The organism is Bradyrhizobium sp. WSM2254 (assembly GCF_000472645.1).
GTDB lineage: Bacteria > Pseudomonadota > Alphaproteobacteria > Rhizobiales > Xanthobacteraceae > Bradyrhizobium > Bradyrhizobium niftali.
On record NZ_AXAB01000063.1, the window covers coordinates 1 to 25,969 of the forward strand.

22 protein-coding genes are annotated in these 25,969 nt (G+C 65.7%); 8 read left to right on the plus strand and 14 right to left on the minus strand.

Annotated elements, in window-relative coordinates:
- The coding region (locus A3M7_RS49175; protein WP_156937068.1) for a helix-turn-helix domain-containing protein at positions 1 to 199 on the minus strand (199 nt) is incomplete at its 3' end.
- A gap of 351 nt (positions 200 to 550) precedes the next feature.
- The gene (locus A3M7_RS0134700; protein ID WP_027548033.1) at positions 551 to 6,199 is read right to left on the minus strand and encodes a negative regulator of septation ring formation; all 5,649 of its coding nucleotides are present in this window, start codon (positions 6,197 to 6,199) and stop codon (positions 551 to 553) included.
- 396 nt (positions 6,200 to 6,595) lie between these two features.
- On the opposite strand from A3M7_RS0134700, the gene A3M7_RS0134705 reads away from it, so the two are divergent.
- A complete protein-coding gene (locus tag A3M7_RS0134705) occupies positions 6,596 to 6,970 on the plus strand; it encodes an Hpt domain-containing protein (protein WP_027548034.1) in 375 nt (124 codons plus the stop codon).
- Positions 6,971 to 7,140: 170 nt separating this feature from the next.
- Positions 7,141 to 7,461, plus strand: a complete 321-nt coding sequence (locus tag A3M7_RS0134710) for a 2Fe-2S iron-sulfur cluster-binding protein (protein ID WP_027548035.1) — start codon at positions 7,141 to 7,143, stop codon at positions 7,459 to 7,461.
- Positions 7,462 to 7,479: 18 nt separating this feature from the next.
- Here the strand turns inward: A3M7_RS0134710 and A3M7_RS0134715 are convergent, their stop codons facing one another.
- Positions 7,480 to 7,947, minus strand: coding sequence for a thioesterase family protein (locus A3M7_RS0134715; RefSeq protein ID WP_027548036.1), 468 nt, complete (start codon positions 7,945 to 7,947; stop codon positions 7,480 to 7,482).
- Between the two features lie 182 nt (positions 7,948 to 8,129).
- Here A3M7_RS0134715 and A3M7_RS0134720 point away from each other — a divergent pair, with 182 nt between their 5' ends.
- Positions 8,130 to 9,158: an NAD(P)/FAD-dependent oxidoreductase gene (locus A3M7_RS0134720; protein ID WP_027548037.1), complete on the plus strand. Its 1,029-nt coding sequence runs from the start codon at positions 8,130 to 8,132 to the stop codon at positions 9,156 to 9,158.
- A 108-nt stretch (positions 9,159 to 9,266) separates the two neighbouring features.
- Positions 9,267 to 9,884: a DUF2147 domain-containing protein gene (locus A3M7_RS0134725; protein ID WP_027548038.1), complete on the plus strand. Its 618-nt coding sequence runs from the start codon at positions 9,267 to 9,269 to the stop codon at positions 9,882 to 9,884.
- A 96-nt stretch (positions 9,885 to 9,980) separates the two neighbouring features.
- Here the strand turns inward: A3M7_RS0134725 and A3M7_RS0134730 are convergent, their stop codons facing one another.
- Positions 9,981 to 11,081, minus strand: a complete 1,101-nt coding sequence (locus A3M7_RS0134730; protein ID WP_245284386.1) for a hypothetical protein — start codon at positions 11,079 to 11,081, stop codon at positions 9,981 to 9,983.
- Between the two features lie 398 nt (positions 11,082 to 11,479).
- Here A3M7_RS0134730 and A3M7_RS0134735 point away from each other — a divergent pair, with 398 nt between their 5' ends.
- Positions 11,480 to 11,836 carry a hypothetical protein gene (locus A3M7_RS0134735; protein ID WP_027548040.1) on the plus strand — a complete coding sequence of 119 codons (357 nt, stop codon included), beginning with the start codon at positions 11,480 to 11,482 and terminating at the stop codon, positions 11,834 to 11,836.
- A 31-nt stretch (positions 11,837 to 11,867) separates the two neighbouring features.
- Here the strand turns inward: A3M7_RS0134735 and A3M7_RS0134740 are convergent, their stop codons facing one another.
- Together A3M7_RS0134740 and A3M7_RS45420 are read right to left on the minus strand one after the other, a co-directional pair.
- Positions 11,868 to 12,848: a zinc-binding alcohol dehydrogenase family protein gene (locus A3M7_RS0134740; protein ID WP_027548041.1), complete on the minus strand. Its 981-nt coding sequence runs from the start codon at positions 12,846 to 12,848 to the stop codon at positions 11,868 to 11,870.
- 313 nt (positions 12,849 to 13,161) lie between these two features.
- Positions 13,162 to 13,578 carry a helix-turn-helix domain-containing protein gene (locus A3M7_RS45420; protein WP_049823873.1) on the minus strand — a complete coding sequence of 139 codons (417 nt, stop codon included), beginning with the start codon at positions 13,576 to 13,578 and terminating at the stop codon, positions 13,162 to 13,164.
- Positions 13,579 to 13,807: 229 nt separating this feature from the next.
- Between A3M7_RS45420 and A3M7_RS0134750 the strand changes: the two genes are divergently transcribed.
- Positions 13,808 to 14,929, plus strand: a complete 1,122-nt coding sequence (locus A3M7_RS0134750) for an L-dopachrome tautomerase-related protein (protein ID WP_049823874.1) — start codon at positions 13,808 to 13,810, stop codon at positions 14,927 to 14,929.
- Between the two features lie 49 nt (positions 14,930 to 14,978).
- Here the strand turns inward: A3M7_RS0134750 and A3M7_RS0134755 are convergent, their stop codons facing one another.
- The 3 genes from A3M7_RS0134755 to A3M7_RS0134765 form a co-directional block, all read right to left on the minus strand.
- Positions 14,979 to 15,248, minus strand: coding sequence for a hypothetical protein (locus tag A3M7_RS0134755; RefSeq protein ID WP_063629484.1), 270 nt, complete (start codon positions 15,246 to 15,248; stop codon positions 14,979 to 14,981).
- Between the two features lie 192 nt (positions 15,249 to 15,440).
- Positions 15,441 to 16,805, minus strand: a complete 1,365-nt coding sequence (locus A3M7_RS0134760) for a cell wall metabolism sensor histidine kinase WalK (protein WP_027548044.1) — start codon at positions 16,803 to 16,805, stop codon at positions 15,441 to 15,443.
- Complete coding sequence (locus A3M7_RS0134765) at positions 16,802 to 17,482, minus strand: response regulator transcription factor (protein WP_027548045.1); 681 nt, start codon at positions 17,480 to 17,482, stop codon at positions 16,802 to 16,804. The genes A3M7_RS0134760 and A3M7_RS0134765 overlap by 4 nt, the downstream gene beginning before the upstream one ends.
- A 341-nt stretch (positions 17,483 to 17,823) precedes the next feature.
- Between A3M7_RS0134765 and A3M7_RS0134770 the strand changes: the two genes are divergently transcribed.
- Together A3M7_RS0134770 and A3M7_RS0134775 are read left to right on the plus strand one after the other, a co-directional pair.
- Complete coding sequence (locus tag A3M7_RS0134770; RefSeq protein WP_027548046.1) at positions 17,824 to 18,717, plus strand: MipA/OmpV family protein; 894 nt, start codon at positions 17,824 to 17,826, stop codon at positions 18,715 to 18,717.
- Between the two features lie 6 nt (positions 18,718 to 18,723).
- Positions 18,724 to 19,464: a hypothetical protein gene (locus tag A3M7_RS0134775; protein WP_027548047.1), complete on the plus strand. Its 741-nt coding sequence runs from the start codon at positions 18,724 to 18,726 to the stop codon at positions 19,462 to 19,464.
- Between the two features lie 4 nt (positions 19,465 to 19,468).
- On the opposite strand, the gene garD is transcribed toward A3M7_RS0134775, so the two are convergent.
- The 5 genes from garD to A3M7_RS0134800 form a co-directional block, all read right to left on the minus strand.
- On the minus strand, positions 19,469 to 21,010 hold the full coding sequence (gene garD, locus A3M7_RS0134780; RefSeq protein WP_027548048.1) for a galactarate dehydratase: 1,542 nt from the start codon (positions 21,008 to 21,010) through the stop codon (positions 19,469 to 19,471).
- Between the two features lie 129 nt (positions 21,011 to 21,139).
- Positions 21,140 to 22,588: an aldehyde dehydrogenase family protein gene (locus A3M7_RS0134785; protein WP_027548049.1), complete on the minus strand. Its 1,449-nt coding sequence runs from the start codon at positions 22,586 to 22,588 to the stop codon at positions 21,140 to 21,142.
- Positions 22,589 to 22,610: 22 nt separating this feature from the next.
- Positions 22,611 to 23,954: a glucarate dehydratase gene (gudD, locus tag A3M7_RS0134790; protein ID WP_027548050.1), complete on the minus strand. Its 1,344-nt coding sequence runs from the start codon at positions 23,952 to 23,954 to the stop codon at positions 22,611 to 22,613.
- 29 nt (positions 23,955 to 23,983) lie between these two features.
- A complete protein-coding gene (kdgD, locus tag A3M7_RS0134795; RefSeq protein ID WP_027548051.1) occupies positions 23,984 to 24,928 on the minus strand; it encodes a 5-dehydro-4-deoxyglucarate dehydratase in 945 nt (314 codons plus the stop codon).
- A 123-nt stretch (positions 24,929 to 25,051) separates the two neighbouring features.
- Positions 25,052 to 25,957, minus strand: a complete 906-nt coding sequence (locus A3M7_RS0134800) for a LysR substrate-binding domain-containing protein (protein WP_011088611.1) — start codon at positions 25,955 to 25,957, stop codon at positions 25,052 to 25,054.
- Positions 25,958 to 25,969: the final 12 nt, after the last annotated feature.

Here is a 25,969-nt window from a genome sequence, read left to right on the forward strand (position 1 = left end):
GCCGCGCCCGGGTCTGCTGCTGAGCATAGCTTGGCTTGTAGCCGACCTGCCTGCCACGGTTCCGCCTCAGCTCCCGAGAGATCGTTGATGGCGGGCGATCCAAAGCTGCCGCGATTTGCCCGACCGAGTTGCCATTGGCCGAAAGGCGGGCAATCTCGCATCGATCGTCAAGGGAGAGCTGTTTGTAAGTCCGCCCCATGGCAACACCTCCAGTTGGAAGTGTTGCACTTCGTTTGTGAACTCAGGGGACCCATACCGCGAGGTCTATCGATTGCGGTTGGCGGGAGTACCGAACGACTGGTTTTCGCCAAACTCCTCCCTGGGGTAATGGGTCCTGGCTTTCGCCAGGACGACATCGGATGTGTGGTCGAGCGCTTCGTTCCTAATGACGAGCCGCCTCGTAGCCCGGATGGAGCGAAGCGTAATCCGGGGACTACCCCGCATTCCGCTGCGCTCCATGCGGGCTACGATCGCTCCTCGCGATGACGCCCTGAATCAAAACGGAGCCCGCGAGGGCTCCGTTCTTCATTCGTCATTCGCTATCCGCGTCTTACCCCAGCCGGCCCGCCGCGTGGGCGAGCAGGGTGTAGACGAGGCCCGTCTCCGAGGTCAGGTGGCTGCGCAGCTCCTGCGGGCCGCGGCCGTCGCGGGCGACTTCGTCGAGCAGGCGCTCGAACTCGGCGACGTAGCGGTCGACCGTGCCCTTGAAGTTGCGGTCGGCGCGATATTTGCGGGCGACCTCGTCGAAGGCCTTCTGGCCGGCGGGCGTGTAGAGGCGCTTGGTGAAGGCCTTGTTCTCGCCGCGCTGGTAGCGGTCCCACATCTCGGCCGCGAGGTTGCGGTCCATCAGCCGGCCGATGTCGAGCGACAGCGATTCCAGCGGATTGCCGTTACCTTGCGGAGCCTGCGGCTGCGGAGCCGGTGCAGCTGGGCGGCTGCTGCGCGGGGCCTCGCGTCCGGTCGGAGCGCCCTGGTTGGCGTCCGTACGGTTCAAGAGGTCCGACAGCCAGCCGTCGCGGCCCTGGTCGTTGCCGCCAGGTGCAACCGGCGGGGCTTCGGTGCGGCGCGACGTGGCCGGCATGCCGAGGTCCGGCGGGGGCAGCGTCGAGGCGCTGCCGGTGTCGCGGATGCGGGTCTCGGTGCTGCGCGCGCCGACGGCCGCCAGCATCGGCTCTTCCTGACGCTGCACGCTGGCGCGGCCCGCCGTCGAGACGTCGAGGCCACGGCCATGCTGGGCCACGATGCGGTTGAGCTCGGCGAGGGCCTCGATCTGGTCGACGATCACCTTGCGCATCTGCGCAGTGCTCTCGGCGGCCTCCTGCGGCATCTCGAGCACGCCGCGGCGCAGCTCGTTGCGGGTGGCTTCGAGCTCGTTGTGCATCTCGAAGGCCATCTGCTTCATGCTGGAGACGAGGTTGGAGAACTTCTCCGTCGACTGCTTGAACATCGCATCCGCCTCGTCCGTGGTCTGGCGGTAGATGTCGTGCATGGCGTCGAGGGTCTGCCGGTGCTCTTCCTCGGAAGCCGCGCGCACCGCCTCGAACTGGCGGGTGATCGCGGCAGAGCCTGCGCCGGCGGTCTCCGCGACGACGCGGGCGATGTCGCGGGCGCGCTCTTCGGCCGCGGCCAGCGATTCATCGAGCAGGCCGGTGAAGCGCGACAGGCGCTGGTCGAGATCGGCCGTGCGCAGGTCGATCGTGGTGACGAGCGATTCCAGCGCCTGCTTGCGTTCGGCGAGCGAGGCGGTGGTGTTCTTGTTGCTCACCTCGACGACCTGGGCGGCCTCGACGAGCGCCTTGCCGTGCGCGTCGAACTGGGTCGACAGCTCGCCGAGATCCTGGAGCGCCCGCGTGGTCTTCGTGTTGAAGACGTTGAGCTGGTCTTCCAGGTTCTGCGTCGCAGCGCCGTTGCGCGAGGTGACGTCGTTCATCGCCGAGACGAAGTCGGCAACGCGCGTCACCAGCGCCCGCTCGAGCGAGTTGAGGTTGTCGTGCGCACCGGTCAGCACCTCCTGGAGGAGGATGTTGCCTTCGCGCAGACGCTCGAACAGGGCGACCGTGTCGGTGCGCAGGATCTTGCTGGTCTCCTGCATCTCGGTGACGGCCGCGATCGAGACCTGGCGCGACTGGTCGATCGCCGCGCGCGAGGCCTGCTCGAGGTCCTTGAGCGACTTGCCGACCGCGCCGGTGGCGATCTCGCTCGCCGCGTTGATGGTGCGGGCGACTTCCGAGCCGTTGCCCATCATGGTCTGCGAGAACGCATGGCCACGCGTCTCGATCGACTTCAGCGCGTCCGAGGTGACGCGGTCGATGTCGAGCGTGAGCTGGCTGGTCTTGGAGCCGATCGCATCGACCAGGGCGCCGCGCTTGGCGTCGATCATGTTCGACAGACGGTCGGCCTGCTGCTGCACATAGGTGACGATCTCGTCGGTCTTGCCGGTCATGGCCTGGCCGAAGCTGCTGCTGGCGGCGAGCACCGAGCGCTCGACGTCGGCGGAGCTCGACTTGACCCGCGAGCTCGCCTCGTTGGAGGCGGAGATCAGCGCGTTCTGGGCGTTGAGCGCGCTGGTCTGGATGTCGTTGGTCGCGTTCGCGGTGGCTGCGCTCAGCGCACGCTCGATCTCGGTCGAGATCGTGCGGATCTGGCTCGCGGCATCCGCCGAGGTCGAGGTCAGCGAGGTCTGGGCCTCACGCGCGCTGTTGAGGATGGTCGAGGCGGTGTCGGCGCCGACCGCGGTCAGCGTGCGCTCGATGTCCGTGGTCAGCGACTTGATCTGGCCTGCCGCGTCCGTCGAAGCGGAGATCAGCGTGCCCTGGGCCTCGCGGACGCCGCTGGTGAGCGCCTCGATGGTGGCGCCGCCGGCGGTCGCCAGCGCGCGCTGCATCTCGGCCGCGAGCGAACGGACCTGGCTGGTCTGTTCGGCCGAGACCGCGAGCAGGGTGCTCTGGGCGTCGCGGGCGCTGGTCGTGATCGTCTCGGCGGTCGACTGGCCGACCTGCGAGAGCGAACGATGCACTTCGGCCGCGAGCGACTTGACCTGGCTCGCCGCATCCGAGGACGCCGTGACCAGGGTGTTCTGCGCCTCGCGCGCGCCGGTCGTGATGGTCTCGGCCGTCGCGGTGCCCGCCATGGAGAGCGAACGCTGCACATCCGACGACAGTGCCTTGATCTGGTTGGCGGTCTCGCTCGAGGCCGCGATCAGCGTGCTCTGCGCATCGCGGGCGCCGGCGGTGATGGATTCCGCCGTGGTGGCGCCGGCCATCGACAGCGAGCGCTGCACGTCGGCGGTGAGCGTCTTGACGTGGTTGGCCGCGTCCGAAGATGCGGTGACGAGCGTGGTCTGCACCTCGCGGGCACCGGCCAGGATCGAGGCTGCGGTCGCGGAACCGGCCGCCGACAGCGTGCGTTCGACGTCGGCCGCGAGCCCCTTGATCTGGTTGGAGGCATCGCCGGAGGCGGCAACCAACGTCGACTGCGCTTCGCGGGCGCTGGTCAGGATCGAGTTGGCAGCACCGGTGCCGACCGCGGTCAGCGCGCGCTCGACCTCGGAGGAGGTCATCTTGAGCTGGGCGTTGACGTCGGAGGAGACCGTCATCAGCGACTGCTGGGCGGTGCGCGCCCCGGTCTGGATGGTCTCGCTGGTGTTGACGACGAGGTTGGTGAGCGAGCGCTCGGCGTCCTCGACATGCGAGCGGATCGCGGTCGAGATCATCTCGGCGCGGGACATCATGTCCTCGCTGGCCTGGCGGCCACTGCTCTCGATGCGGCCGGCGACGGCCTCGACGCGCGAGCCGAGCAGGTCCTCGAACTGCGCCACGCGCACGTCGATGTCGCTGGCGACCGAGCCGACCTTGGTCTCGATGGCCTGCTGGATGTCCTGGAAGCGCGCCGTGACCGTGTCGGTCAAATGCGTGCTGCGGCCGTCGATGATCTCGGCGACGCCGGTGATGCGGCGGTCGACCGCCTCGATCGCCTGCGCGGTGCCGTCGGTGAGCGTCGAGGTCAGGAGCGTGAGGCGCGTGTCGATCGACTGCACGGCCTGCGAGGCGCCGTTCGTCAGCGCGTTGTTCAGGTAGGTGAGGCGGGAGTCGATGGATTCGAGCGCCTGTGAGGCGCCGCCGGTGAGCGTCGTCGTGAGGTGCGTCAGGCGCGTATCGATCGTCTGGATCGTCTGCGAGGCGCCGTCGGTCAGCGACGTCGTCAGATGGGTGAGGCGGGAGTCGATCGACTGGATCGCCTGCGTGGCACCGTCGGTCAGCGAGGTGGCGAGCGTGTTGAGACGCCCGTCGATGGTCTCGGTGACGGACCTGGCGCGGGTGTCGAACGACTGTTCGAGCGTGGTGACACGGCCGCCGAGCTGCGCGTCGAAGGTCTTGATGTGGCCGTCGATCGTGCTGTCGAGGCTGGCGATCTTGCCGTTCAGCGAGGCATCGAGGTTGGTGACGCGTTCGCCGACCGTGGTCTCGAACTGCATCAGGCGCTGGTCGAGCACGGCCGTGATCTGGCCGCCGTTCGAGGTGAAGCGGGTGTCGAAATTGTCGACATAGGTCTTCAGCGTCTCGGCGATGTCCTGCGTGCGCTGGCCCATGCGCTCGACGACTTCGCCGCCGAACGTCTTCACGGTGCGGTCGAACTCGGAGATGTGACGGGTGATCAGCGCGCCCAGCGTGCCGGAGTCGCGGGCGAACTTCTCGACCAGCTCGGTGCCCTGGTTCTTCACCAGTTCGTCGAACGCGCTCATCTGGAGCGACAGCGAGTCGTGCGCGGTCTCGGTCTGGCTGACGACCTTGGCGACGAGGGTGTTGACGGTGGCGTCGAGCGCCTCGCTCGCCTTGTCGCCGGAGGTCATGATCTGGTTGGCGAGCCGGTGGCCGGCGTCGTCGATCTTGGCGGAGATGTCGTTGGAGCGCAGCTCGAGCTCGAGCAGCAGGGAGTCCGACGAATTCTTCAGGCTATCGTGCACCTGCTCGGTGCGCTCGGAGATGCCGTCGACGATCGCGGCGGAGCGCTGCTCGAACTCGCCGGTGATGCGGTCGATGCGCTCGTTCAGCATCTCGTGGACGCGGTCGGCGAGGTCGACGAACTCGTCGTGGACGTGGCCGGTCTTGAAGTTGAGGCTGGTGGTCAGCCGCTCGCTGGCGTCGAGCACGGCGCGCGTGGTCTCGTTGCTGGCTTCCTCGAGGCGGTCGAGCAGGTCGCCGCCGCGCTCGCCGAGCGCGAGGATCATGTTGTCGCCGGCATTGCTCAGGGCGCCGGTGATGTGGGCGCCGCGCTCTTCGAGCGCGCCGGTGATGCTCTTGGCGACCTCGTCGACGCGCGAGGCGATCGCGTCCGAGATCAGCGCGATGTCGTGGCGCAGGTCGATCTGCACGCCGGAGATGGCGCTGCGGACCTGCTCGGCCTGGCCGACTAGGTTGTCGCGCTGATGCGCGATGTCCTGGAGCAGGGCGCGGATGCGCACTTCGTTGTCGGAATAGGCGCGCTCCAGCGCTGCGACCTCGTTGGCCACCAGCGTCTCGAGCTCACCGGCGCGCGCAATCGCACGCTCGATGCCGTCGCCCATCGCCGCGACCTCGCGGCGAATGGCCTGGCCGACGGTAACCATGGAATCGGAGGCCGAGCCCTCGGGCTCGGAGAAGCGGATCGCGACCTGCGCCATCGCCTGCGCGATCATGCGCATTTCCTGGCCGCGCCAGACCAGGCTCGCGAGGAAGTAGAACAGCATGATCGGCGCGAAGAACATCGCGATCAGGCCGGCGATGACGAGCACGCCGCCGCTCTGGCCCATGGCGGCCTGGATCGAGGGCAGGAAGCCGACGGTCAGCGCGGCGCAGGCGGCGAGCCAGACGCCGGCGAAGATGGTGGCGAAGGTGTAGACGCTGCGGGCAGGGCGGCCCTTCTGAAGCGCCTGGAGCAGCTGGCCGATGGTCTCGCGATCGTCATTGGCGGCCCGGCGCGAGGAACGCGGCTCCTCGATCGTATCGAACACGGTGGCCCGCTCGTTCGCGGCAGGGCGCGGCTCGAAGCTCGGCTCGTCAAAGATCGGGGGCTCCGGGGGGGACACCGACGACGCCGTTTCGTTGCGCATCGAGGCGTTGCGGCTGGTGTCCGCAGCGGTGTCGCTGATGTTCAGGGCTTCCTGGATCGCAGAAAGCGCAACTTCTGTCGGGTCTTTGACCTTTTTCGGAGTGTTCGCCATGTTCAGTCCGAGCCCTCGTTACTTGTACGCGTCCCCCCGCGAGCCCCGCGCGCTACGCAAGCCCACAGACCGGATCATGCCGCTTGCGCGGATCATCGAGCCGTCCCCACCCGGACGGCTTGTCCGCCAATTTCTGCAACATCCTATTGGCAGAGCGTCGCGAATGAAATGGCTGCGATTAAGACAATCTTAATCATCGTTAACAGGATCGCGCCCTAACGCCTTAGCAACAAATGGAATTCTCCACCGAACCCGGGCGATTGAGGCAAGTTTTTGTCAATAAACGGGCGGAGTTGCGTCAAACGACCCAAACATTTCGTTAACCATTTCCATGCTTGGGTGGGAGGAACCGCACCGCCGAACCGGCGGAACCGTCGCGATGCCGGGGCCTGCGCCATGACGCCTGAACTGCAACGGATGGAATGGATGCCCTCGCCCCCGCTTGCGCCCGTCGACAGCCCGCTCGATCTCGAGCACCTCTCCCGCATGACGCTCGGCGACGCCGAGCTGGAACAGGAAGTGCTGGCGATGTTCGCCGAGCAGGCGGTTCGTCTGCTTGCCGCGATGACCAATTTGCCGGCCGAGGCCGGCGCGCTCGCGCACAAGCTCAAGGGCTCCGCCCGCGGAATCGGCGCCTTTGCCGTAGCGGACGCCGCCGCTCACCTGGAGACCGCGATCCGGACCGGCCACGACCGGCTCCCCGCCTTCGCCGCGCTGAAGGAGGCCGTGGCCGAGGCCCGCGCCGCCATCGAGGCGATCCTGAAACACTAGGCCGGCAACCCCGCAAACGGCGGTATCCCTAGTCTTTTGTTTTGACGCGTTTTCTGCCCGCAAACCTGGATCCAGCTTGGATCAAAACGCTATGGCGCCGGGCTAACCGACCCGTTATAGGACAGCCCGGACCCTCCTTCATTCCCAACATCGCGGCAGCACGAGCACACATGGCCAAGATCCACTTTGTCGACCACAAGGGCGAAACCCGTACGGTGGAAATCGAGAACGGCGCAACCGTGATGGAAGCCGCCATCCGCAACAGCGTCCCCGGCATCGAGGCCGAATGCGGCGGCGCATGTGCCTGCGCGACCTGCCATGTCTATGTCGACGAAGCCTGGCGCGAGAAGGTCGGCAGCCCGACGCCGATGGAAGAGGACATGCTCGACTTCGGTTTCGACGTGCGCCCGAACTCGCGCCTGTCCTGCCAGATCAAGGTGAGCGACGATCTCGACGGGCTGGTCGTGGCGACGCCGGAACGCCAGGCCTGATCCAACCGTCCCGCTCCATCAGGTGCTCGGCGGCGCGACCTCGATGCCGCGCTTGTGCCAGGGTTTGAGCTTCTCGACGATCTCCGCGGTCAGCGGCGCCGGACGCCGCGTCCCCTCGTCGAGCATGACGCCGACCGACGTCGCCGAGGCGATGCATTTTCCCTGCGAGAACACGACCTGCTCGAAGGTCACTGACGTCCGTCCCAGTTTCACCACGCCGAGGCCGAGCTCGATCGTGTTCGGCCAGTGCAGCTCGGCGCGGAAATGGATGTCGAGCCGCACCATGATCCAGGCGAGGCCCGGCGGCGTCAGCCCGTAGTCCGGGCTCTTCATCAGCGTGACCCGGCCGGTCTCGAAATAGGTGGCGTAGACCGCGTTGTTGACGTGCTGGTTCGGGTCGAGATCGCCGTAGCGGACGTTGTCGCTGAGGCGGTACGGGTAGTCCTCCAGGCGCGGCGTCGTGTCGAGGCGGCTTGGTGCGTTCACCGGTTGATCTCCGTCATATCCAGCCTCGTTACAGCCCAGTTATTTTGACCCGGCAAGTGGGCGCGGCTGCGGGGCGCTCCCGCTTTTATGCCTTCCCTGATCCATCCCCGTTGGCTAGACAGGCAGGGTCACCTCTGCCCAAAGGGCGCCGTCCAACCGATAACGACCGATAAAGAGACGACATGAGCGACGTGATCAAAACCGATGTGCTGATTATTGGCGCCGGCCCCTGCGGCCTGTTCGCCGCCTTCGAGCTCGGCCTTCTCGACATGAAGACGCATTTCGTCGACATCCTGGACAAGGTCGGCGGCCAGTGCGCCGAGCTCTATCCGGAAAAGCCGATCTACGACATTCCCGGCATTCCGCATGTTTCGGGGCAGGGGCTCACCGACGCGCTGATGGAGCAGATCAAGCCGTTCCATCCGACCTTCCACCTTGGCGAGATGGTCGAGACGGTGGAGAAGATCGGCGATCCCGCATTTCGCTGCACCACCGATGCCGGCACGGTGTTCGAATGCAAGGTGCTGGTGATCGCGGCCGGCGGCGGCTCGTTCCAGCCCAAGCGCCCGCCGGTGCCGGGCATCGAAGCCTATGAAGGCACCTCGGTGCATTACGCCGTGCGCAAGATGGAGACGTTCCGCGACCAGAACGTGCTGATCGTCGGCGGGGGCGATTCCGCGCTGGACTGGACGCTCAATCTGCATCCGCTGGCCAAGCGCATCACGCTCCTGCACCGTCGCGACGAATTTCGCGCAGCCCCTCACAGCGTCGAGCAGATGCGCGCGCTGGTCGCGGGCGGCAAGATGGATCTCCGGCTCGGCCAGGTCACTTCGCTGGCCGGTGCCGACGGCAAGCTGACCGGCGCGACGATCAAGGGCAACGACAACAACGTCACCGAGATTGCCTGCGACACCATGCTGCCGTTCTTCGGGCTGACCATGAAGCTCGGTCCGGTCGCGAACTGGGGCATTGCGCTGGAGAACAATCTGGTGCCCGTCGAGACATCCGCGTTCGAGACCAACGTATCAGGCATCTTCGCCATCGGCGACATCAACACCTATCCCGGCAAGCTCAAGCTGATCCTGTGCGGCTTCCACGAGGGCGCGCTGATGTCGCAAAAAGCCCATCGCTACGTGTATCCGGAGAAGCGCCTCGTGTTCCAGTACACGACCTCATCCTCCAGCCTGCAAAAGAAGCTCGGGGTCAGCTGACCGCGAGCGGGGCGGGAGGGCGATGCCCCATGTTTCTGGTGCTGGAACCGTTCGCGAAATCGCCGTAGTCTGCGGCCATTCCAGTCGTGGAATAGCAAGGTGATCATAATGCGAAATCCGTTTTCCAGCTTTCGGCTGCTCTCGCTCCTCGCGCTCGCGCTGTCGCTCGGCGCGGTGAGCCCGGCTGCGGCGCAGGCCCCAGTTGCGACGTCGGCCCAGCCGACCGCCGCGGGGCTCTGGCAGAAGGTCGAGGACGGCAAGACGGTGGGATGGTTCCTCTTCGTCGACCACAACGGTGTGTTCGAAGGCGTGATCGCCAAGACGTTCCCGCGGCCCGGCGACGATCCGAACGAGGTCTGCGCGAAGTGCACGGACGATCGCAAGAACGCCCCGGTGCTCGGCCTTTCCTTCATCCGCGACATGAAGCGCGACGGGTTGAAATATGATGGCGGCAACGTGGTCAATCCGCGCGACGGCAATATCTGGAAGGCCAAGATGACGGTGAGCCCCGATGGCCAGACCCTGACCATGCGCGGCTTCCTCGGCATCTCCCTGTTCGGCAAGGACGAGACCTGGACGCGCCTGCCGGACGCCAACCTCGCGCAGGTCGATCCCGCCATCGTCGCCAAATATCTGCCCGCACAGGCGACAGCCGCGACGACGACGAAGCCGGCGCCCGCGGCGAAGAAGGGCGGCGCAATGATGGCGCCGGCGCCGAAGCAGTAGGATTGCTTCCGCATTCTCTTGTAGCCCGCATGAGCGAAGCGATATGCGGGACCACTTGTCCCTGATATCGCTGCGCTCACCCGGGCTACGGAGTAGTCAATACGTCCGCGCCTTCCTGCACGGCGCATAGAAGGTGCCGCTGCCGGCGACGACCCGCTCGAGGCATTGCCGGGGATCGGTGATCTCGCCGTCGACCTGGAAGTAATAGGCCTGCGTGCCGAGGCTCAGGACGTAATGTCCCGGCGCAAGTTCGAGCCCTGAATCGCCGGTGTGAAGCTCGTGCATCTCGGGTGTCCCGGGAATCGGCGACACCCGGAACGGATAGGCGAAATTGCGGATGACGCCGACGTCGTCTCCGCCACTCAGCGTCTTGCCTGCGGCGTCGGTCGTAAACTCTCTGGCGATCTTCGCCACGACCCGAACCTCGACGCGTTCGGGAATCGCCTGTGCCACGTCGCGGCGGAACACAATGAATTTGACGCGCCCGTTCGGCAGGTGCGGCCGGTCGGGTTTCCTGAACTCCGGTGATATCGCGACGCGCATGTCCGGCGCCATGATGCCGGTCGCATTCAACTCCGCCAGCGATTTGTCGTCGATCAAGGCGTAGACGCCGTAGTCGGTCGGAAGCACGCGCGCCGGTTTTGCCGGCGGCGCAACGGCGGTCACCATTTCCGGCTTGGCGACCGTGATCGTCGTCTCCGGTTTGGGCAGGACCAGCGTGATCTCCTGGGCCTGCGACGAAACCAGCCGGCGCAGCGCGGCGATATGGTCTCGCTGCGAGATGAGAAGGACGATGGCGCCGGCGGCAAGCAGGATGGCCCCTGTACGCTTGATCACGGGCCAGAGCGGGCCTGAGATCGCAGGCCGCCTGGGTGGCTCGATCCCCGATCGCAGGACCGGAGCGTCGGCGGACAGAAGTGGGCCGCTTGTCTCACCCGCCTTCGACGATGTGAGTTGATGTTGCGGCAACCGCTCCAGCGGCGCCTCTTCACGCGAGAACTTCTCGACCTGCTCGATTGCGACCTCGAGCGCCCGCTTCATCTGGTCGATGTTCTTGGCGTCGGCGTAGGTGAACTGCTCCTGGAGCTTGTAGCGGGCAAGGTCGTAGACCATCTGCCGCCTGGCTTCCGCGTCGTCCTTGACCGTATCGAGCATGCGCGAAATCACCAGCGCAAACTGCACTTCGCTTGCGGGCAAGTCGGTCGGATCCTGCTGGCCAGGAAGCAACTCTCTCGAACTCATAGCGCTGACGGTCCAATGCCAGTCACGCCAACACCTGATTTCTCTAATTGAAACAGTTGATTAAACGATGCGGCCTGCGTCCGCGGCCGTTTCGTACACGTCCTCGCGGAACAAGGAAAGCCTCCAGAACGGCTGCGGCAAATTGCCAGCGCGTTGAATATGCAGGACTGCGCGCCGGCCGGGGTCACACCGTGCGGCCGTAGTTCTCCGGAATGCGCGCTGGCGCCGGATTTGCATAGCTGTCGCAAAGCCGCTGGGGAGCGAGTCGCCGTCTCCACGCCTGCCGCCACCGTGCGGACGGCGAACGGCGGTGTCTGTCCCTCGCGGCGCTGATTGCGATCCGCGGAGACGACATGCGACTTGCAAGACTATGTGCGGCGGCGCTGCTGGGGCTGATGGCGCCGCTTGCGACCTCGGCGTTGGCGCGCGACGACGGCCGCTACGCCAACTCGCCCCTCAAGCCCTGGTTCGAGAGCCTGCGCAGCGAATACGGACAATGCTGCTCGGATGCCGACGGCTACGTGGTCGCCGACGTCGATTGGGAATCCGACAAGGGGCGCTACCGTGTGCATCTCGACGACGAATGGGTGGTCGTGCCCGACGGCGCCGTGATCACCGAGCCGAACAAGATCGGCCGCACCATGGTGTGGAAGCACTATATCGACGGCCATCCGCGCGTGCGCTGCTTCATGCCGGGCAGCATGACGTAGCTCTGACCGTCATTGAGTGCGACGCACATCGTCAATCGGTCAGGACGACGATCTTTCCGCCCGCTGCGTTGGCGTCCATGCAGCGGTGAGCCTCGGTGATCTCCGAGAGGTGAAAGACCCGCCCGACCGGGACGCGAAGCGCGCCTGCTTCGATCTGGCGTACCAGGTCCTGCAACGGCGTCTGCATGAAGTCGTCGGGGCCTCCGGAATAAACCGTGAGGTTGACGGCGTTGGGGATGACGTCCATCGGGCTGAATTGATCGAACCACCATTTGTCTCCGACCATGCCCGTCATGCAGACGATGCCGTTCGGGCGCGCGCATTGCAGGGAGTCGGCCAGCGTGGTCGTGCCGATGAGCTCGAGCACCTTGTCGACGCCGCCTCCGCTTGCGGCCTTGACCTTCTCCGCTATCCGGCCGTCGTCGACGATGACAAGGTCCGCTCCAGCGGAGCGCATCAGCTCCGTGCGCGCGGGATTGCGCGTGGTGGAAATCACCTCGGCGCCGTGTTTGCTCGCGAGGGCCGCAGCCGCAAGACCGACCGAGGTCGTCCCGCCGCGGACCAGGAGCCGCTCGCCACGCTTGAGCTGCAAGGCGGTGAACAGCGAACCCCAGGCGGTCTGGAGCATCTCCGGCAATGCACCAAGCATCTCCCACGAAAGAGTGGTCTCGAGAGGCTGGACTTGCGCGGCCGGCACGCAAACATATTCCGCATAGCCGCCGTCGAACTGCCGCCCCATGCCGCCCATCGCCGTCGCGACGATCTGGCCCTTGCGAAACCGGCCGCCCGGCGCCTCCTCGACGAGGCCGACCGCCTCGATGCCGAGCACGCGGGGAAAGCTCACGCCCGGCGATAGACCACGTCGGGTGAAGAGTTCGGACCGATTGAGGCCGAAGGCCTTGACGCGAATGAGAACCTGATCCGGGGCGGGCGTCGGCACGGGCCAGCTCTCGATGCGCAGCACCTCGGGTCCGCCGGGCCGGCGCATCACTGCTGCCTTCATCTGGGTCATGACATGAAATCCTGCGAGTTTTGGCCAACTGGCTTGCAGGAGAAGGGGCAAAGATTCAAGCGCGGGTTCGGCGCTCGCTAGCCGAAAACGAGGCAGGTCGTCGCTCCGCGTTTTCGACAACGACGTGGTGATCGGCTCTTGGTCTTGCGCGGCTACGTCATGCATGGGTGCATGACGTAAACGTCGCTGCTAGAATTGGAAGCGCGTCTCGTCGCGGCGTACACTGGCGCCGTCTCCCTCGACCTGCGTGATTTGCCCGCCGTCGTCGCAGGGCATCGTGGATACGCAGGGCCGCGTGACGAAGGGGTCCGCCCTACGCGCGGCCTGCCGGCAGGCTCCGTCTGACCCGCGGCGAGAGCGAAACGGCGCCGCTGACCGCGCCGGCACGGGCCGCTTCCGTCGCGAGATACTGATTGCCCCATGTCCAGAGCATGCGAACGACCGGTTCGAGCGAGCGCCCAAGCGCCGTCAGGGAATACTCGACCCGCGGCGGGACCTCCGCGTAAATCTCGCGATGGATGAGGCCGTCCGCCTCGAGCTCGCGGAGCTGGCGCGTCAGCATGCGCTGCGTGATCCGGGACAGGCGCCGCTTGAGCTCGTTGAAGCGAATCGTATCGTCGAGCAGGTGATAGAGAATCACGCCCTTCCACTTGCCGTCGATCAGATCGAGGGTGGCCTCCACGGGGCATCCCACGGCACAATCATAGGTCTTGCTGCCGAGCTTCTGCATGGTTCACTCCGTGATACTAGAGGACTGGCCTGTGCGTAATTGCCAGTCCCCAAATTAGCGCGCATCGTGGTTCTCGCAAAGATCGATATCGGCGAGGCGGTGACGAACGAGCCACGGCCTCGGTTCGTATAAGGTCTCTGCATTCAAATCCTGCGGCGGCAGCCGGCGCAGACCGGGCGAACGCACGCCGGAATAACCTTAGAAACACAGGGAGGGAGCGGTGCGAAGCGTGAGGAGAGGTATTCGACTTGTCATTTTTCTGTCGGCGGCAATCGCCACGGGCGCAGCCTGTGCGGAGAGCGGAAGCGGCAACGCCGAAGTCTTCGCGAAGCTCCCCCAGTCGGTCGGCAACATTGCGTTTACGCCGGACAATCAGCTGATCTTCAGTCACCATCCATTCTTCAGTCCCGACATTCGTGTGGCGCGGCTGACATCGTCGACGACGTTCGAGCCGTTTCCAAATGCCGAGTGGAATACTCCACGAAAAGGAACCGATCAGTACCTGGATAACGTGCTGGGCCTTCGTTCCGACGAAAGTGGTGTCGTGTGGATCATCGATATGGGATTCCGGACGCAGATCACGCCGAAGCTGGTCGGCTGGAACACGCGCACGAACAGGCTGGAGCGCATCTATTACATGCCGGAGCCCGTAACCGTGAAAGGTTCGCAGCCGCAGGACATCGTGATCGACCAGAAGAACCGGAAGTTCTACATCGCGGACGAAAACATCGGGCCCGGTGGCGATGGGTCTCACGCGGCGATCATCGTCATCGATATGGATACGGGTGCCGCCCGGCGCGTGCTGGACGGCGATCGATCCACGGTCCCGGAGAATGTGCCGATCAGCGTGGACGGCAGTGATCTGACGGTGCCGGGCAAGGACGGCAAGCCTTCGCTCATCAAGGTCGGCTGCGACGGCATCACGATGGATGCCAGATCCGAATGGGTCTATTTCGCGCCGCTCAGCGGTCGGTCGCTGTATCGCATTAAGGCCACCGACCTCGGCAACGAGATGCTGCCCCCCGAAGAGCTGAGCGCGAGGGTGGAACGCTACTCGGACAAGCCGAACAATGGCGGCCTGTCGATCGACTATGCGGACAACATCTACCTGACTGCGGTTGAGACCAAATCGATTGGTGTCGTTGGGACCGATCGGAAGTTTCGCACCTATCTGAGCGATCCGGACATGGTGTGGCCGGACGGGATTACTGCCTCTCCCGACGGGTACATGTACGTGTCCGCGTCTCAAGTCTCTGCAGCCGCCATGTTCCATGGTGGAAAGGCGGAAAACAAGACGCCGTATCTGATCTATCGATTCAAGCCGATCGCAGCAGGCTATATCTCACGCTGACGGCGGGAGAGACGACCCCGGCATTGGACAGCCGGGGTCGAAATCTGTCTCAGCGTTCTTCGCTCGTCGCGTTGGCGCTCGCGAGCCGCTTCACGCGGGGCGACAGCACCGAGACCTGCGCGGGCGAGGCGGGCATGCCGGCGACGGTCATCGCGGGCGCTGCCGTTTGCTCCTCGACGCCGGCGCCGCCGAGCACCTGCACCTGCGTTACCGAGATCGGAAACGACTTCACTTCGTAAGAGGGAAGCTCGCCGGCGAGCGCCCCGGCCGAGCTCGCAATCATCGCGCCGGCAACGGCAATCATCGAGAGAACACGCATTGGAAAATCTCCGTGGAAGAGGGCAATCGGAGGTTTGGTCGCGTCGATGCCGCAACAGGTTCGCTTGCGTGCGAACATTCCTGTCGCCTTCGGCGAATATATTGGTTGCTTGATGCGAAGGGACGAAACGAGGAAGAAGTTTTTCCCGCCAATGTTTCCGGACCGTTTCGCGGAAGCGCCGATGCGCCTCGCCTAGCGCTCTTGCAGATCAAGCTGCGGAGATTTGACCGCCGCGTTGGCCGCGGGAAAGTGCAGGCGCATCGTCGTGCCATGACTCGGCGCGGAAGAGATGACCAGCTCGCCGCCGTGGGCGGCCATGATCTCGCGCACGATCGACAGGCCGAGGCCCGCGCCATCGCCCGCGCTGTTGCCGGTCTGAAATGGCTCGGTCAGCCCGTGTTCGGCGCCATCGGGCAGTCCCGCGCCGTCATCGTGAATCGAGACGCCGTCGCGGCTGAGCGTGGCGGTGATGCGCCGCGCGCCACGGGCATGGATGAGTGCGTTGCCGACGAGATTGGCGAGCGCGCTGCGAATGGCGGCGTCCACGCCCTGCACCAGGAACGGTCCCTGGTCGGCCCGCTCCAGCGCAAGCTCTATGCCGGCGTCCAGCGCCGAGGGACCGAAATCGGCCAGCACGTCCAGCGTGATCTCGGCAAGATCGATCGGCCGCTTCTCGATCGCGTGATTTTGCAGGCGCGCGAGGTCGAGCATGGCGGAGACCAGCGAGGTGAGGCGGCGGACGTCCCGAACCAGCTCGACCTTCAGGGCCGGCTCGGCCACGTCCTCGATCTTCGCGCGCAGCAGCGTGAGCGGCGTGCGGAGCTGATGGGCGGCATTGCCGAGAAACCGGCGCTGCATCCTGATATAGGCGTCGATCTCGCCGAAGGCACGGTTCAGCGCCTTCACAAGCGGCTTCAGCTCGCGGGGGACCTCCGACAGCGATATCAGGCCTTGCGGCGCTGCAGGGTCGATCGCGAGCGCGCGAAGCGCCACCCGCTCGATACCGCGTGAGACGAAACGCGCGGCCAGCGCCGCGCCGACGGCAACGGTCGCGGCAAAGGCCAGCGCCAGCAGCGTGATCGAAAAGATACTGCGGATGAGAAAGTTTCTCGCCATCCGGCCGAAACGGACTTGAGGCTCGCCGACCATCATCGCGAGCCGCAACGCCCCCCGTTGCACGACAGCGAGGCAGAAGGTGCTCTTCTGGTCGAGTGTGCTGAAGACCGATGAGCCGACGGGCCCGTGATAGGGAAACGCGAAGGGGAGGGCGGGCCGGCGTTCGCTGCCGTACTCGCTGACCAGCGCGCCCGCGGACACGACATACCAGAGGTTCGGGCTGTCCGCTTTCAGCTCCTCGAGGGCGCGCGTCGGGCGCACCGTCAGGTTCTGCCCCTCGACTATGGTGGCGCGATCGAGAACGGCGGCCACGACCCGGCAAGCCCTGAACTCGCGCTCCTCCATCGGATAGCGCCAGATGAAGAGGCCGAGCATGATCAGGAAAATCGTCGTCGCGGCGATGCCGAGCGACAGCGCAAACGTCCGGGCGATCGACGTCATCGCGGTGTTGCCAGCCGCAGGATGTAGCCGATGCCGCGCATGCTGCGGATCTCGACGTCGCCGCCGAGCGCGGCCAGTTTCTTCCGCAGGCGCGAGACCTGCGCTTCGAGCGTGTTGGATTCGATCTCGTCGTCGAAGCCGTAGATCTCCTCGATCAGGGCGGCGCGTGTGATGACACGGTCGCGGCGCATGAGGAGCGCTCCGAGGATCAGCGCCTCGCGCCGCCGCAGCAGGATTTTGGCGTCGGCGACCACCGCTTCGTTGCTGCCGAGATGCAGCTCGACATTGCCGAGCGACAGCACCGCGGGTGCGAGCAGGCGAGGCCGCCGCAAGACGGCGCGCACACGCGCGATCAGCTCCTGCGGCTCGAATGGCTTGCCGAGATAGTCGTCGGCGCCGCCGTTGAGGCCGTCAACGACGTCCTCCTTGGCGTCCTTGGACGTCAGCATGATGATCGCGGGGCGTTCCGGCAACCGGCTCAGCGCCGTGACCACCTCGAGCGCATCGCCGTCCGGCAGCATCCGGTCGACGATGGCGAGATCGTATTTGAAATTGTCCAGCGCCTGGCGGGCGTCGGCAATCGAGCCGACGAGGTCGACGACGCCGTGCAATTGCCCGAGCAGGCGGCTGACATAGGCGCCGATCTGCGGTTCGTCTTCGATCACGAGGGAGCGCACGCGGATCGTCCTTGACTCTGCTGGGGCAACAAAACCCCGACCTTGACGCTCCCTGGCCGAATTCCGGCATTTCGGTTCGTGCGCGAGGTTCCCTTTAAGGCAGCGAGCTTGGCGAATAAAAGGCAGGGACGGGGGCGCTCACCTCGCGCGCGGTCAAAGTTCGGAGCGTGAACGCGTCCCGGGCAATGTTCGGGTAATGTTGGTCCGGCGGCGCGCCTGGCGCGGAATGTCGCAGGGGCGGTCGGCCGTTGCAATCTTGGGGCAATTTTGCCGGACCACATGCTGTGGCTCCAACCACACCAGTCGACCAGGCCCAGCAGGGTCCGGTCCGGGGCCCCGTAATGAAGCAATTTGACGAAGCCGCTCTCGATCGTGCGGCGAGCGCGCAGCAGAGCTTGCTGAGCGCATTCCTTGCCGCACTCGGCGCGATCATGGCGATCCCTCAGTCTGCATCCGCGCAGACCGCGTTCACGCTCCCGGCCCCGCCATTCGACCTGCCGATGCTGCCCTCGCCGTCAGGCAACTGGACCGTCATGGTCGGTATCGGCGGTGAATACACGCCGGACTTCGTCGGGTCGAAGAACGGAAAATTCCGCCCGATCCCGATCTTCTCCATTCGCCGTGCCGGATCGATCGACCAGTTTCGCGGGCCCCGCGACAGCGCCAGCATTGCGCTGCTCGACGTCGGCAATTTTCGCGCCGGGCCTGCGTTCAAATACGTCTCCTCGCGCAAGAGCGACAAATATTCCGAGCTGACCGGCCTTGGCGACGTCAAGGCCGCATACGAGCTCGGCGGCTTCGTCGAATATTATCCGGTCGACTGGCTGCGCCTGCGCAGCGAACTGCGCCAGGGCGTGGGTGGCCATACCGGCACGGTGGCTGATGTTTCCGCCGACGTCATCGTGCCGCTGATCCAAAGGCTCACGATCTCGGCCGGCCCGCGCTTCACCTGGAAAAGCACCAAGGCGACCGCACCGTATTTCGGTGTCGATGCCACGCAGGCGCTGGCGTCGGGACTGCCGATGTACGATGCCAGGGGCGGTGCGCACTCGGTCGGCTTCGGCAGCCAGATCTCCTATCGCATCAATCCGCAGTGGGAGGTCCATGCCTATGTCGAATACGAGAAGCTGCTCGGCGATGCCGCGGACAGCCCGCTGGTGAAGCTGCGGGGATCGTCGAACCAGACCACGATCGGCCTGGGCGCGTCCTATTCGTTCGACTTCAGGATTCGATAGGTCGCCATGCGCCGTCATGTTGCTCTATGGATTGCCCTCGCGGTCGCCTCCGTCGCCCTCGGTGCCGCCGCGGCGTTCGAGACGCGCGCGAGCCGGCTCCAGGCGATCAAGACCGTCGGCATCGTCTCGGCCATCGGCGAGGAGATGAGCCTGACGCAGGCCGGGCTGACCGCGCTCGGCAATGCCGGCCAGAGCGCCTCGATCACCGCCTGGGGGCTCGACGAGATGATCGTCCAGCAGGCGACGAAGCTCTTGAGCGGACGCTTTCGCGTGCAGCCGGTAAGCTACAGGCGCGCCGCGTTCGCCGCGATCAGGGATTCGGCGGTCGCGCCCGTCAATCTGCTGCGCAGCGATCCGTTCAAGGAGCTGGTTCGCAGCGATGTCGCTCCGCAGGGGCTGGATGCCTACATCGTCATTACACGGGCAAGATCCAAGCTCGGCAGCGGCCGCAACGTCGAGGGCATCGGGCTCGTCCAATACCGGACGCTGCTTGCAGATTACGGCCTGATCCACGCGCTCTACGAGGTGCGCGTGATCGACGGCAAGTCGTTCGACGTGATCGAGAAGCGGGCGGCCGCGCCGCTCGACAACACCGGGACCGTGCGGCTCGCCGGTCCGAGCGGGCCGGTCGACGAGACGTTTGACGGTCCGGCGTCGGGGGAACGGCTGCGCACGGCGATTGTGGACCTCGTCACGCGCAGCCTTCCGGTCACGCTGAGCGACATGCACCTGATGGAAACTCAGTGACCCCTCAGGTCACCGGCGCCGGATTGAACAGCGTGAGGTCGTTGTGGATGCCCCAGCGGTCCGACCACGGTTTGGTGCGGCCGCTGGCGACGTCGAGGATCAGGCGGAACAGGTCCCAGCCGCATTCCTCGATGGTCTTCTCGCCGGTGGCGATGCTGCCCGAATCGAAGTCGATCAGGTCCTTCCAGCGCCGCGCGAGCTCGCTGCGGGTTGCGACCTTGATCACGGGCGCAGCCGCAAGGCCGTAGGGCGTGCCGCGGCCGGTGGTGAACACCTGCAGCGTCATGCCGGAGGCGAGCTGGAGCGTGCCGCAGATGAAGTCGGAAGCGGGCGTTGCCGCGAACAGCATGCCCTTCTGCGTCGCCTTCTCGCCGGGCGAGAGCACGCCGGTGATGGCGGACGAGCCGGACTTGACGATCGAGCCCAGTGATTTTTCGACGATGTTGGCGAGGCCGCCCTTCTTGTTGCCGGGCGTGGTGTTGGCGCTGCGATCGGCGCCGCCGCGGGCGAGATAAGAATCGTACCAGGCCATCTCGCGCACCAGCGCGCGGCCGACGTCCTCGTTGATTGCGCGTCGCGTCAGGAGCTGGATCGCATCGCGCACTTCGGTCACTTCCGAGAACATCACGGTGGCGCCGGCGCGCACCAGGAGGTCGGCGGCGAAGCCGACCGCGGGGTTCGCGGTGACGCCGGAGAACGCGTCGCTGCCGCCGCATTGCAGGCCGATGACGAGGTCGGCGGCCGGGCAGGTCTCGCGGGTGCGCTTGTTGAGGATTTTCAGGCGTGCTTCGGCCTGGGTCATGATGGCATCGACGATCGCGCCAAAGCCGTCGAAGGCCTCGTCCTGCATGCGGACGATGGCGTCGCTGACGCCTTCCGGCACCAGCCGCTCGGGCGCGAGCTTTTCGCAACCGAGGCTGATGACCAGAATCTCGCCGCCGAAATTCGGGTTGAGCGCCAGGTTCTGCAGCGTGCGGATCGGCACCACCGCGTCGGGCGCGTTGATGGCGACGCCGCAGCCATAGGCATGCGTCAGCGGCACGACGTCGTCGACGTTCGGATACTTCGGCAGCAGCTCGGCGCGGATGCGCTTCACGGCATATTCCATCGTGCCCTTGACGCATTGCACGGAGGAGGAGATGCCGAGGATGTTCTTGGTACCGACCGAGCCGTCCGGATTGCGGAAGCCTTCGAAGGTAAAGCCTTCCAGCGGCGGCAGCGGAGCGGGCACGGCGGTCGAGATTTCAAGCTTGTCGAGGGCGGGGGCTTCCGGCATGCGGATGCGTGCCTCGTCGACCCACTCACCCGCCAGGATCGGCGAGAGTGCGTAGCCGATCACCTCGCCATAGCGGACGATCGGCGCATCCTGCGCGATATCGACCAGCGCCGTCTTGTGCCCCTGCGGCACAAAGGCGCGCAGCGCCAGCCCGCAGGCAAAGCGGGAGCCGGCGGGAAGCCCGAAATCATTGACGACGATCGCGACATTGTCGCGCTCGTTGAGCTTGATGTAGCGGGGCTGCTCCTTCGCTGCGACGTCCTGGTCCATCTGCTTTGCCTCAGAAGCTGAAGTCGTAGGGTGGGCAAAGGCGCAACGCGCCGTGCCCACCATGCTTCACACTGAACATAAGCGGTGGGCACGCTTCGCTTTGCCCACCCTACGATATTTTCCCCGTGGTTAGCCGGGATAGGTGTAGGCCGTCTTCACCGTCGTGTAGAACTCGCGCGCATAGGAGCCCTGCTCGCGGGCGCCGTAGCTCGAACCCTTCCTGCCGCCGAACGGCACGTGATAGTCGACGCCGGCGGTCGGCAGGTTGACCATCACCATGCCGGACTCGCTGTTGCGCTTGTAGTGCGAGGCGTATTTCAGGCTGGTGGTGCAGATGCCGGAGGCGAGGCCGAACTCGGTATCGTTGGAGATCGCGAGCGCTTCCTCGTAGTTCTTGGCGCGAATGACGGCGGCGACCGGGCCGAAGATCTCTTCGCGCGCGATGCGCATGTTGTTGTTGGCTTCGGTGAACAGCGCCGGCTGGAGATAGTGGCCGGGCGTCTCGCGCTTGAGCAGCTCGCCGCCGAAGGCGAGCTTTGCGCCTTCGTCCTGGCCGATCTTGATGTAGCGCAGGTCCTGGTCGAGCTGGCTCTGGTCGACAACGGGGCCGATATGCACGCCGGCCTTGAGCGCGTCGTCCACCGACAGGCCCTTCAGGCGCTCGGCTACCGCCGCGACGAAGCGGTCGTGGATGCCTTCCGTGACGATCAGGCGCGAGGAGGCGGTGCAGCGCTGGCCGGTCGAGAAGTAGGCGCCGTTGACGGCGACTTCGACGGCAGTCTTGAGGTCCGCGTCGTCGAGCACGACCAGCGGATTCTTGCCGCCCATCTCGAGCTGGAACTTCTTCATCGGATTCGACAGCACGCAGGCCTGCGCGATCTTGCGCCCGGTCTGCACCGAGCCGGTGAAGGAGATCGCGGCGACGTCGGGATGATCGAGCAGGGTCTGGCCGACCACGGAGCCGGAGCCGACGACGAGGTTGAACACACCGGCCGGAATGCCGGAGCGGGTGATGATCTCGGACAGCGCATGCCCGGAGCCCGGCACCAGCTCGGCGGGCTTGAACACGACAGTGTTGCCGTAGCAGAGCGCGGGGGCGATCTTCCAGGCGGGGATCGCGATCGGGAAATTCCAGGGCGTGATCATGCCGACGACGCCGACGGGCTCACGGGTGAGCTCGACATCGAGACCGGGACGGACGGACGCACCCTTCTCGCCGATCAGGCGCAGCGCTTCGCCGGCGAAGAATGCAAAGATCTGGCCGGCACGGGCGACTTCGCCGATCCCCTCGGGGAGCGTCTTGCCTTCCTCGCGGGCGAGCAGGCGGCCGAGCTCTTCCTTGCGGGCGAGGATTTCGAGGGAAATCTTGTTCAGCGCGTCATAGCGCACCTGAGGCGTCGACTGCGCCCAGGCGGGGAAGGCGGCCTTGGCTGCCGCAATCGCCTTCTCGGTCTGCGCCTTGTCGGCCTTGGCGTACTCGCCGACGAGATCGTTGGTGTTGGAGGGGTTGATGTTCTTGGTGACGCCGGAGCCATCGACCCATTCGCCGCCGATGAAGTTCTTCAGGATCGCAGTCATCTCATTCCTCCAGGGAAGTTTTCTAACGCACGAGGCAGGGACGCTTGTCGTCGAAGGTCCAGCCGGGGATCAGGTCCTGCATGGCAATAGCGTCATCGCGGGCGCCGAGTCCATGCTGCTTGTAGAGGTCATGCGCGGCGTCGATGGCCGCCCTGTCGATTTCGATACCCAGTCCCGGCCTGTCGGGGACCGCAATCTTGCCGCCCTTGATCTGGAGCGGCTCCCGGGTCAGCGCCTGGCCGTCCTGCCAGATCCAGTGGGTGTCGATCGCGGTGACCTTGCCCGGGGCAGCGGCGCCGACATGGGTGAACATGGCGAGCGAAATGTCGAAATGGTTGTTGGAGTGCGAGCCCCAGGTCAGGCCGTTGTCCCGGCAGGTCTGGGCCACGCGCACCGAGCCTTGCATAGTCCAGAAATGGGGATCGGCCAGCGGAATGTCCACCGCCCCCAGGCGCAGCGCGTGGGAGAGCTGGCGCCAGTCGGTGGCGATCATGTTGGTCGCCGTCGGCAGGCCCGTGGCGCGGCGGAACTCGGCCATGATCTCGCGGCCGGAGAAGCCGGCCTCGGCGCCGCAGGGGTCTTCGGCATAGGCGAGGATGCCGTGCATGTCCTTGCAGAGGCTGACAGCCTCGTCGAGCGACCAGGCGCCGTTCGGGTCCAGCGTGACACGTGCGTCGGGGAAACGCCTGGCGATCGCGGTGACGGCCTCGATCTCCTGCTCGCCGCGGAGCACGCCGCCCTTGAGCTTGAAGTCGGCGAAGCCGTAATGGTCGTGGGTGGCCTCCGCGAGCCGCACCACGGTCTGCGGCGTCATCGCTTCCTGATGGCGGAGGTTGAACCATTCCGCCTTGCCGGTCTCGCCACTGACGTAATCGAGCCTGGACTTGCTGCGGTCGCCGACGAAGAAGAGATAGCCGAGCGTCTCGACGCTCTTGCGCTGCTGGCCTTCGCCGAGCAGCGCGGCGACCGGCAGGTTGAGATGCTGGCCGAGCAGGTCGAGCAGCGCGGACTCGATCGCCGTGACCGCATGGATCATGACGCGGAGGTCGAAGGTCTGCTTGCCGCGGCCGCCGGCGTCACGATCGGCGAAGGCCGTGCGGACGTCGGCGAGGATGTTGTTCATCGCGCCGACGGTCTTGCCGATCACGAGATCGCGCGCGTCCTGGAGCGTCTGCCAGATCTTCTGCCCGCCCGGCACCTCGCCGACGCCGGTGTGGCCGGCATTGTCGGTGAGGATGACGATGTTGCGGGTGAAGAACGGCGCATGCGCGCCGCTCAGATTGAGGAGCATGCTGTCGCGGCCCGCGACCGGGATCACCTGCATCGCCGTGACGACCGGTGCGCCAGAAATTTCCGTCCGGGCCATCGCACGCTCCTCCCTGTTGTGTTCGGTCGTTATTCTGCAGCCTGTTGTGACGATCGGATGGCGGGCAGGTTCTTGACCAGCGCGGTGAGCTCCGCAATCTCCTGCTCGGTGAGATCGGTCAGCGGCGGGCGGACCGGGCCGGAGTCGCGGCCGATCACCTTCATGCCGGCCTTGATGATCGAGACCGCATAGCCCTTCTTGCGGTTGCGGATCGCGATCAGCGGCAGGATGAAATCCTTCAGCCCGGCATGGATCGTCGCGTGATCGCGCTTGCGCACGGCGGCGTAGAAATTGGTCGCGAATTCCGGCACGAAGTTGAACACGGCCGAGGAATAGGTCGTCACGCCCATGTCGAGATAGGGCAGCGCGAAGGTTTCCGCAGTCGGCAGGCCGCCGATATAGGTGAGACGGTCGCCGAGCTTGGTGTAGACGCGCGTCATCAGCTCGATGTCGCCGATGCCGTCCTTGTAGCCGACGAGGTTCGGGCAGCGCTCGGCGAGGCGGGCCAGCGTGTCGGGCTGGAGGATGGCATTGTCGCGGTTGTAGACGATGACGCCGATCTTCACGGCGGCGCAGACCGCCTCGACATGGGCGGCAAGGCCGTCCTGCTCGGAATGGGTGAGATAGGGCGGCAGCAGCAACAGACCGTCGGCGCCGGCCTTCTCGGCGCCAACAGCGATCTCGCGGGCGATCGCGGTGCCATAGCCGGTGCCGGCGAGCACGGGCACGCGGCCCTTGGTCTCCTCCACGGCGATCTTGACGATTTGCGGAACCTCGGTCGGCGTCAGCGAGAAGAACTCGCCGGTGCCACCGGCGGCGAACAGGCCTGCGACGTCATAGCCGCACAGCCAGTCCATGTTGGCCCGGTAGGTCGCCTCGTCGAAGGAGTAATCCGCCTTGAACGGCGTGACGGGGAAGGACAGGAGGCCCGATCCGATCTTCTGGGCCATTTCCTGCGGGGTCATCTTGCTCATGGGCGCGGCTCCCTGATTGCGTGTTGTGGAGGACGCAAGCCTGCGCGTCCATGCGCCGTGGTTTAGGAGACCGTTCGATGCGCGTCCAAGCCAAAGCCTATATCGACTGATGCGAAATCAGCATCAATCTTCCATGGTCTCCGCCGAGGACAACTCACCTGCGATTTTGACCAGCGCCGACAGCAGCGGATTCTCGTCGTCGCGGCGCCAGACCATGAACAGCTCGACCGGGACGCGCGTGCGCAGCTTCAGGGGGCGCAGCCGCACGTCGGAGATCTTCAGGCTTGCGGCCGCGGCCGGCACGATGGCAAGGCCGAGGCCGGCACGGACCATGGCGAGGATCGAGTGGATCTGGCTCAGATGCTGGACATAGCGCGGCAGCACGTCGGCGCGGGTGAACAGCGCCACCAGGAGATCGTGGAAGTAGCGGCTCTCATAGGGCGAATACATCACGAAGGGCTGGTCGTCGAAATCCTTGATGGTGATGCTGTCGGCGCTTGCCAGCGGGTGCTTCTTCGGGATCGCGGCAAGCAGGGGCTCGGCGACGACACGGCGGCTGGCAACTTCAGGGCGCGCGATCGGCGGCCTGAGCAGGCCGGCATCGATCTGGCCGGAGCTGAGCGCCTCGAACTGGTCGCCGGAGACCATCTCCTTCAGCGAGAAATCGACTTCGGGCAGCTTGGCGCGGCAGGCCGCGACGAGCTCCGGCAGGAAGCCGTAGGCGGCGGCTGCCGTAAAGCCGATCTTGAGCGAGCCGGTCTTGCCCAGCGCGATGCGGCGGGCGACCTGCGAGGCGCTCTCCGCAAGCTTCAGGATGCGCCGCGCCTCCGGCAGGAAGCTGCGGCCCGCAGGGGTCAGGCGCACCGAACGGCTGGTGCGCTCCAGCAGCGGCGCGTCGATGATGTGCTCGAGCACCTGGATCTGCCGCGAGAGCGGCGGCTGGGTCATGTTCAGCCGCGCGGCGGCGCGGCCGAAGTGCAGTTCCTCCGCCACCGTGACGAAACAGCGGAGCTGGTTGAGGTCGAACATCGATACATGCCT

Coding starts and splice junctions, on each gene's coding strand:
- A3M7_RS0134720 (WP_027548037.1), top strand. CDS start 8,130: ATGAGCGACGTGATCAAAACCGATGTGCTGATTATTGGCGCCGGCCCC.
- kdgD (WP_027548051.1), bottom strand. CDS start 24,928: ATGAGCAAGATGACCCCGCAGGAAATGGCCCAGAAGATCGGATCGGGC.
- A3M7_RS0134710 (WP_027548035.1), top strand. CDS start 7,141: ATGGCCAAGATCCACTTTGTCGACCACAAGGGCGAAACCCGTACGGTG.
- gudD (WP_027548050.1), bottom strand. CDS start 23,954: ATGGCCCGGACGGAAATTTCTGGCGCACCGGTCGTCACGGCGATGCAG.
- A3M7_RS0134760 (WP_027548044.1), bottom strand. CDS start 16,805: ATGACGTCGATCGCCCGGACGTTTGCGCTGTCGCTCGGCATCGCCGCG.
- A3M7_RS0134705 (WP_027548034.1), top strand. CDS start 6,596: ATGACGCCTGAACTGCAACGGATGGAATGGATGCCCTCGCCCCCGCTT.
- A3M7_RS0134785 (WP_027548049.1), bottom strand. CDS start 22,588: ATGACTGCGATCCTGAAGAACTTCATCGGCGGCGAATGGGTCGATGGC.
- garD (WP_027548048.1), bottom strand. CDS start 21,010: ATGGACCAGGACGTCGCAGCGAAGGAGCAGCCCCGCTACATCAAGCTC.
- A3M7_RS0134775 (WP_027548047.1), top strand. CDS start 18,724: ATGCGCCGTCATGTTGCTCTATGGATTGCCCTCGCGGTCGCCTCCGTC.
- A3M7_RS0134740 (WP_027548041.1), bottom strand. CDS start 12,848: ATGACCCAGATGAAGGCAGCAGTGATGCGCCGGCCCGGCGGACCCGAG.
- A3M7_RS0134800 (WP_011088611.1), bottom strand. CDS start 25,957: ATGTTCGACCTCAACCAGCTCCGCTGTTTCGTCACGGTGGCGGAGGAA.
- A3M7_RS0134770 (WP_027548046.1), top strand. CDS start 17,824: ATGAAGCAATTTGACGAAGCCGCTCTCGATCGTGCGGCGAGCGCGCAG.
- A3M7_RS0134700 (WP_027548033.1), bottom strand. CDS start 6,199: ATGGCGAACACTCCGAAAAAGGTCAAAGACCCGACAGAAGTTGCGCTT.
- A3M7_RS0134735 (WP_027548040.1), top strand. CDS start 11,480: ATGCGACTTGCAAGACTATGTGCGGCGGCGCTGCTGGGGCTGATGGCG.
- A3M7_RS0134755 (WP_063629484.1), bottom strand. CDS start 15,248: ATGCGTGTTCTCTCGATGATTGCCGTTGCCGGCGCGATGATTGCGAGC.
- A3M7_RS45420 (WP_049823873.1), bottom strand. CDS start 13,578: ATGCAGAAGCTCGGCAGCAAGACCTATGATTGTGCCGTGGGATGCCCC.
- A3M7_RS0134725 (WP_027548038.1), top strand. CDS start 9,267: ATGCGAAATCCGTTTTCCAGCTTTCGGCTGCTCTCGCTCCTCGCGCTC.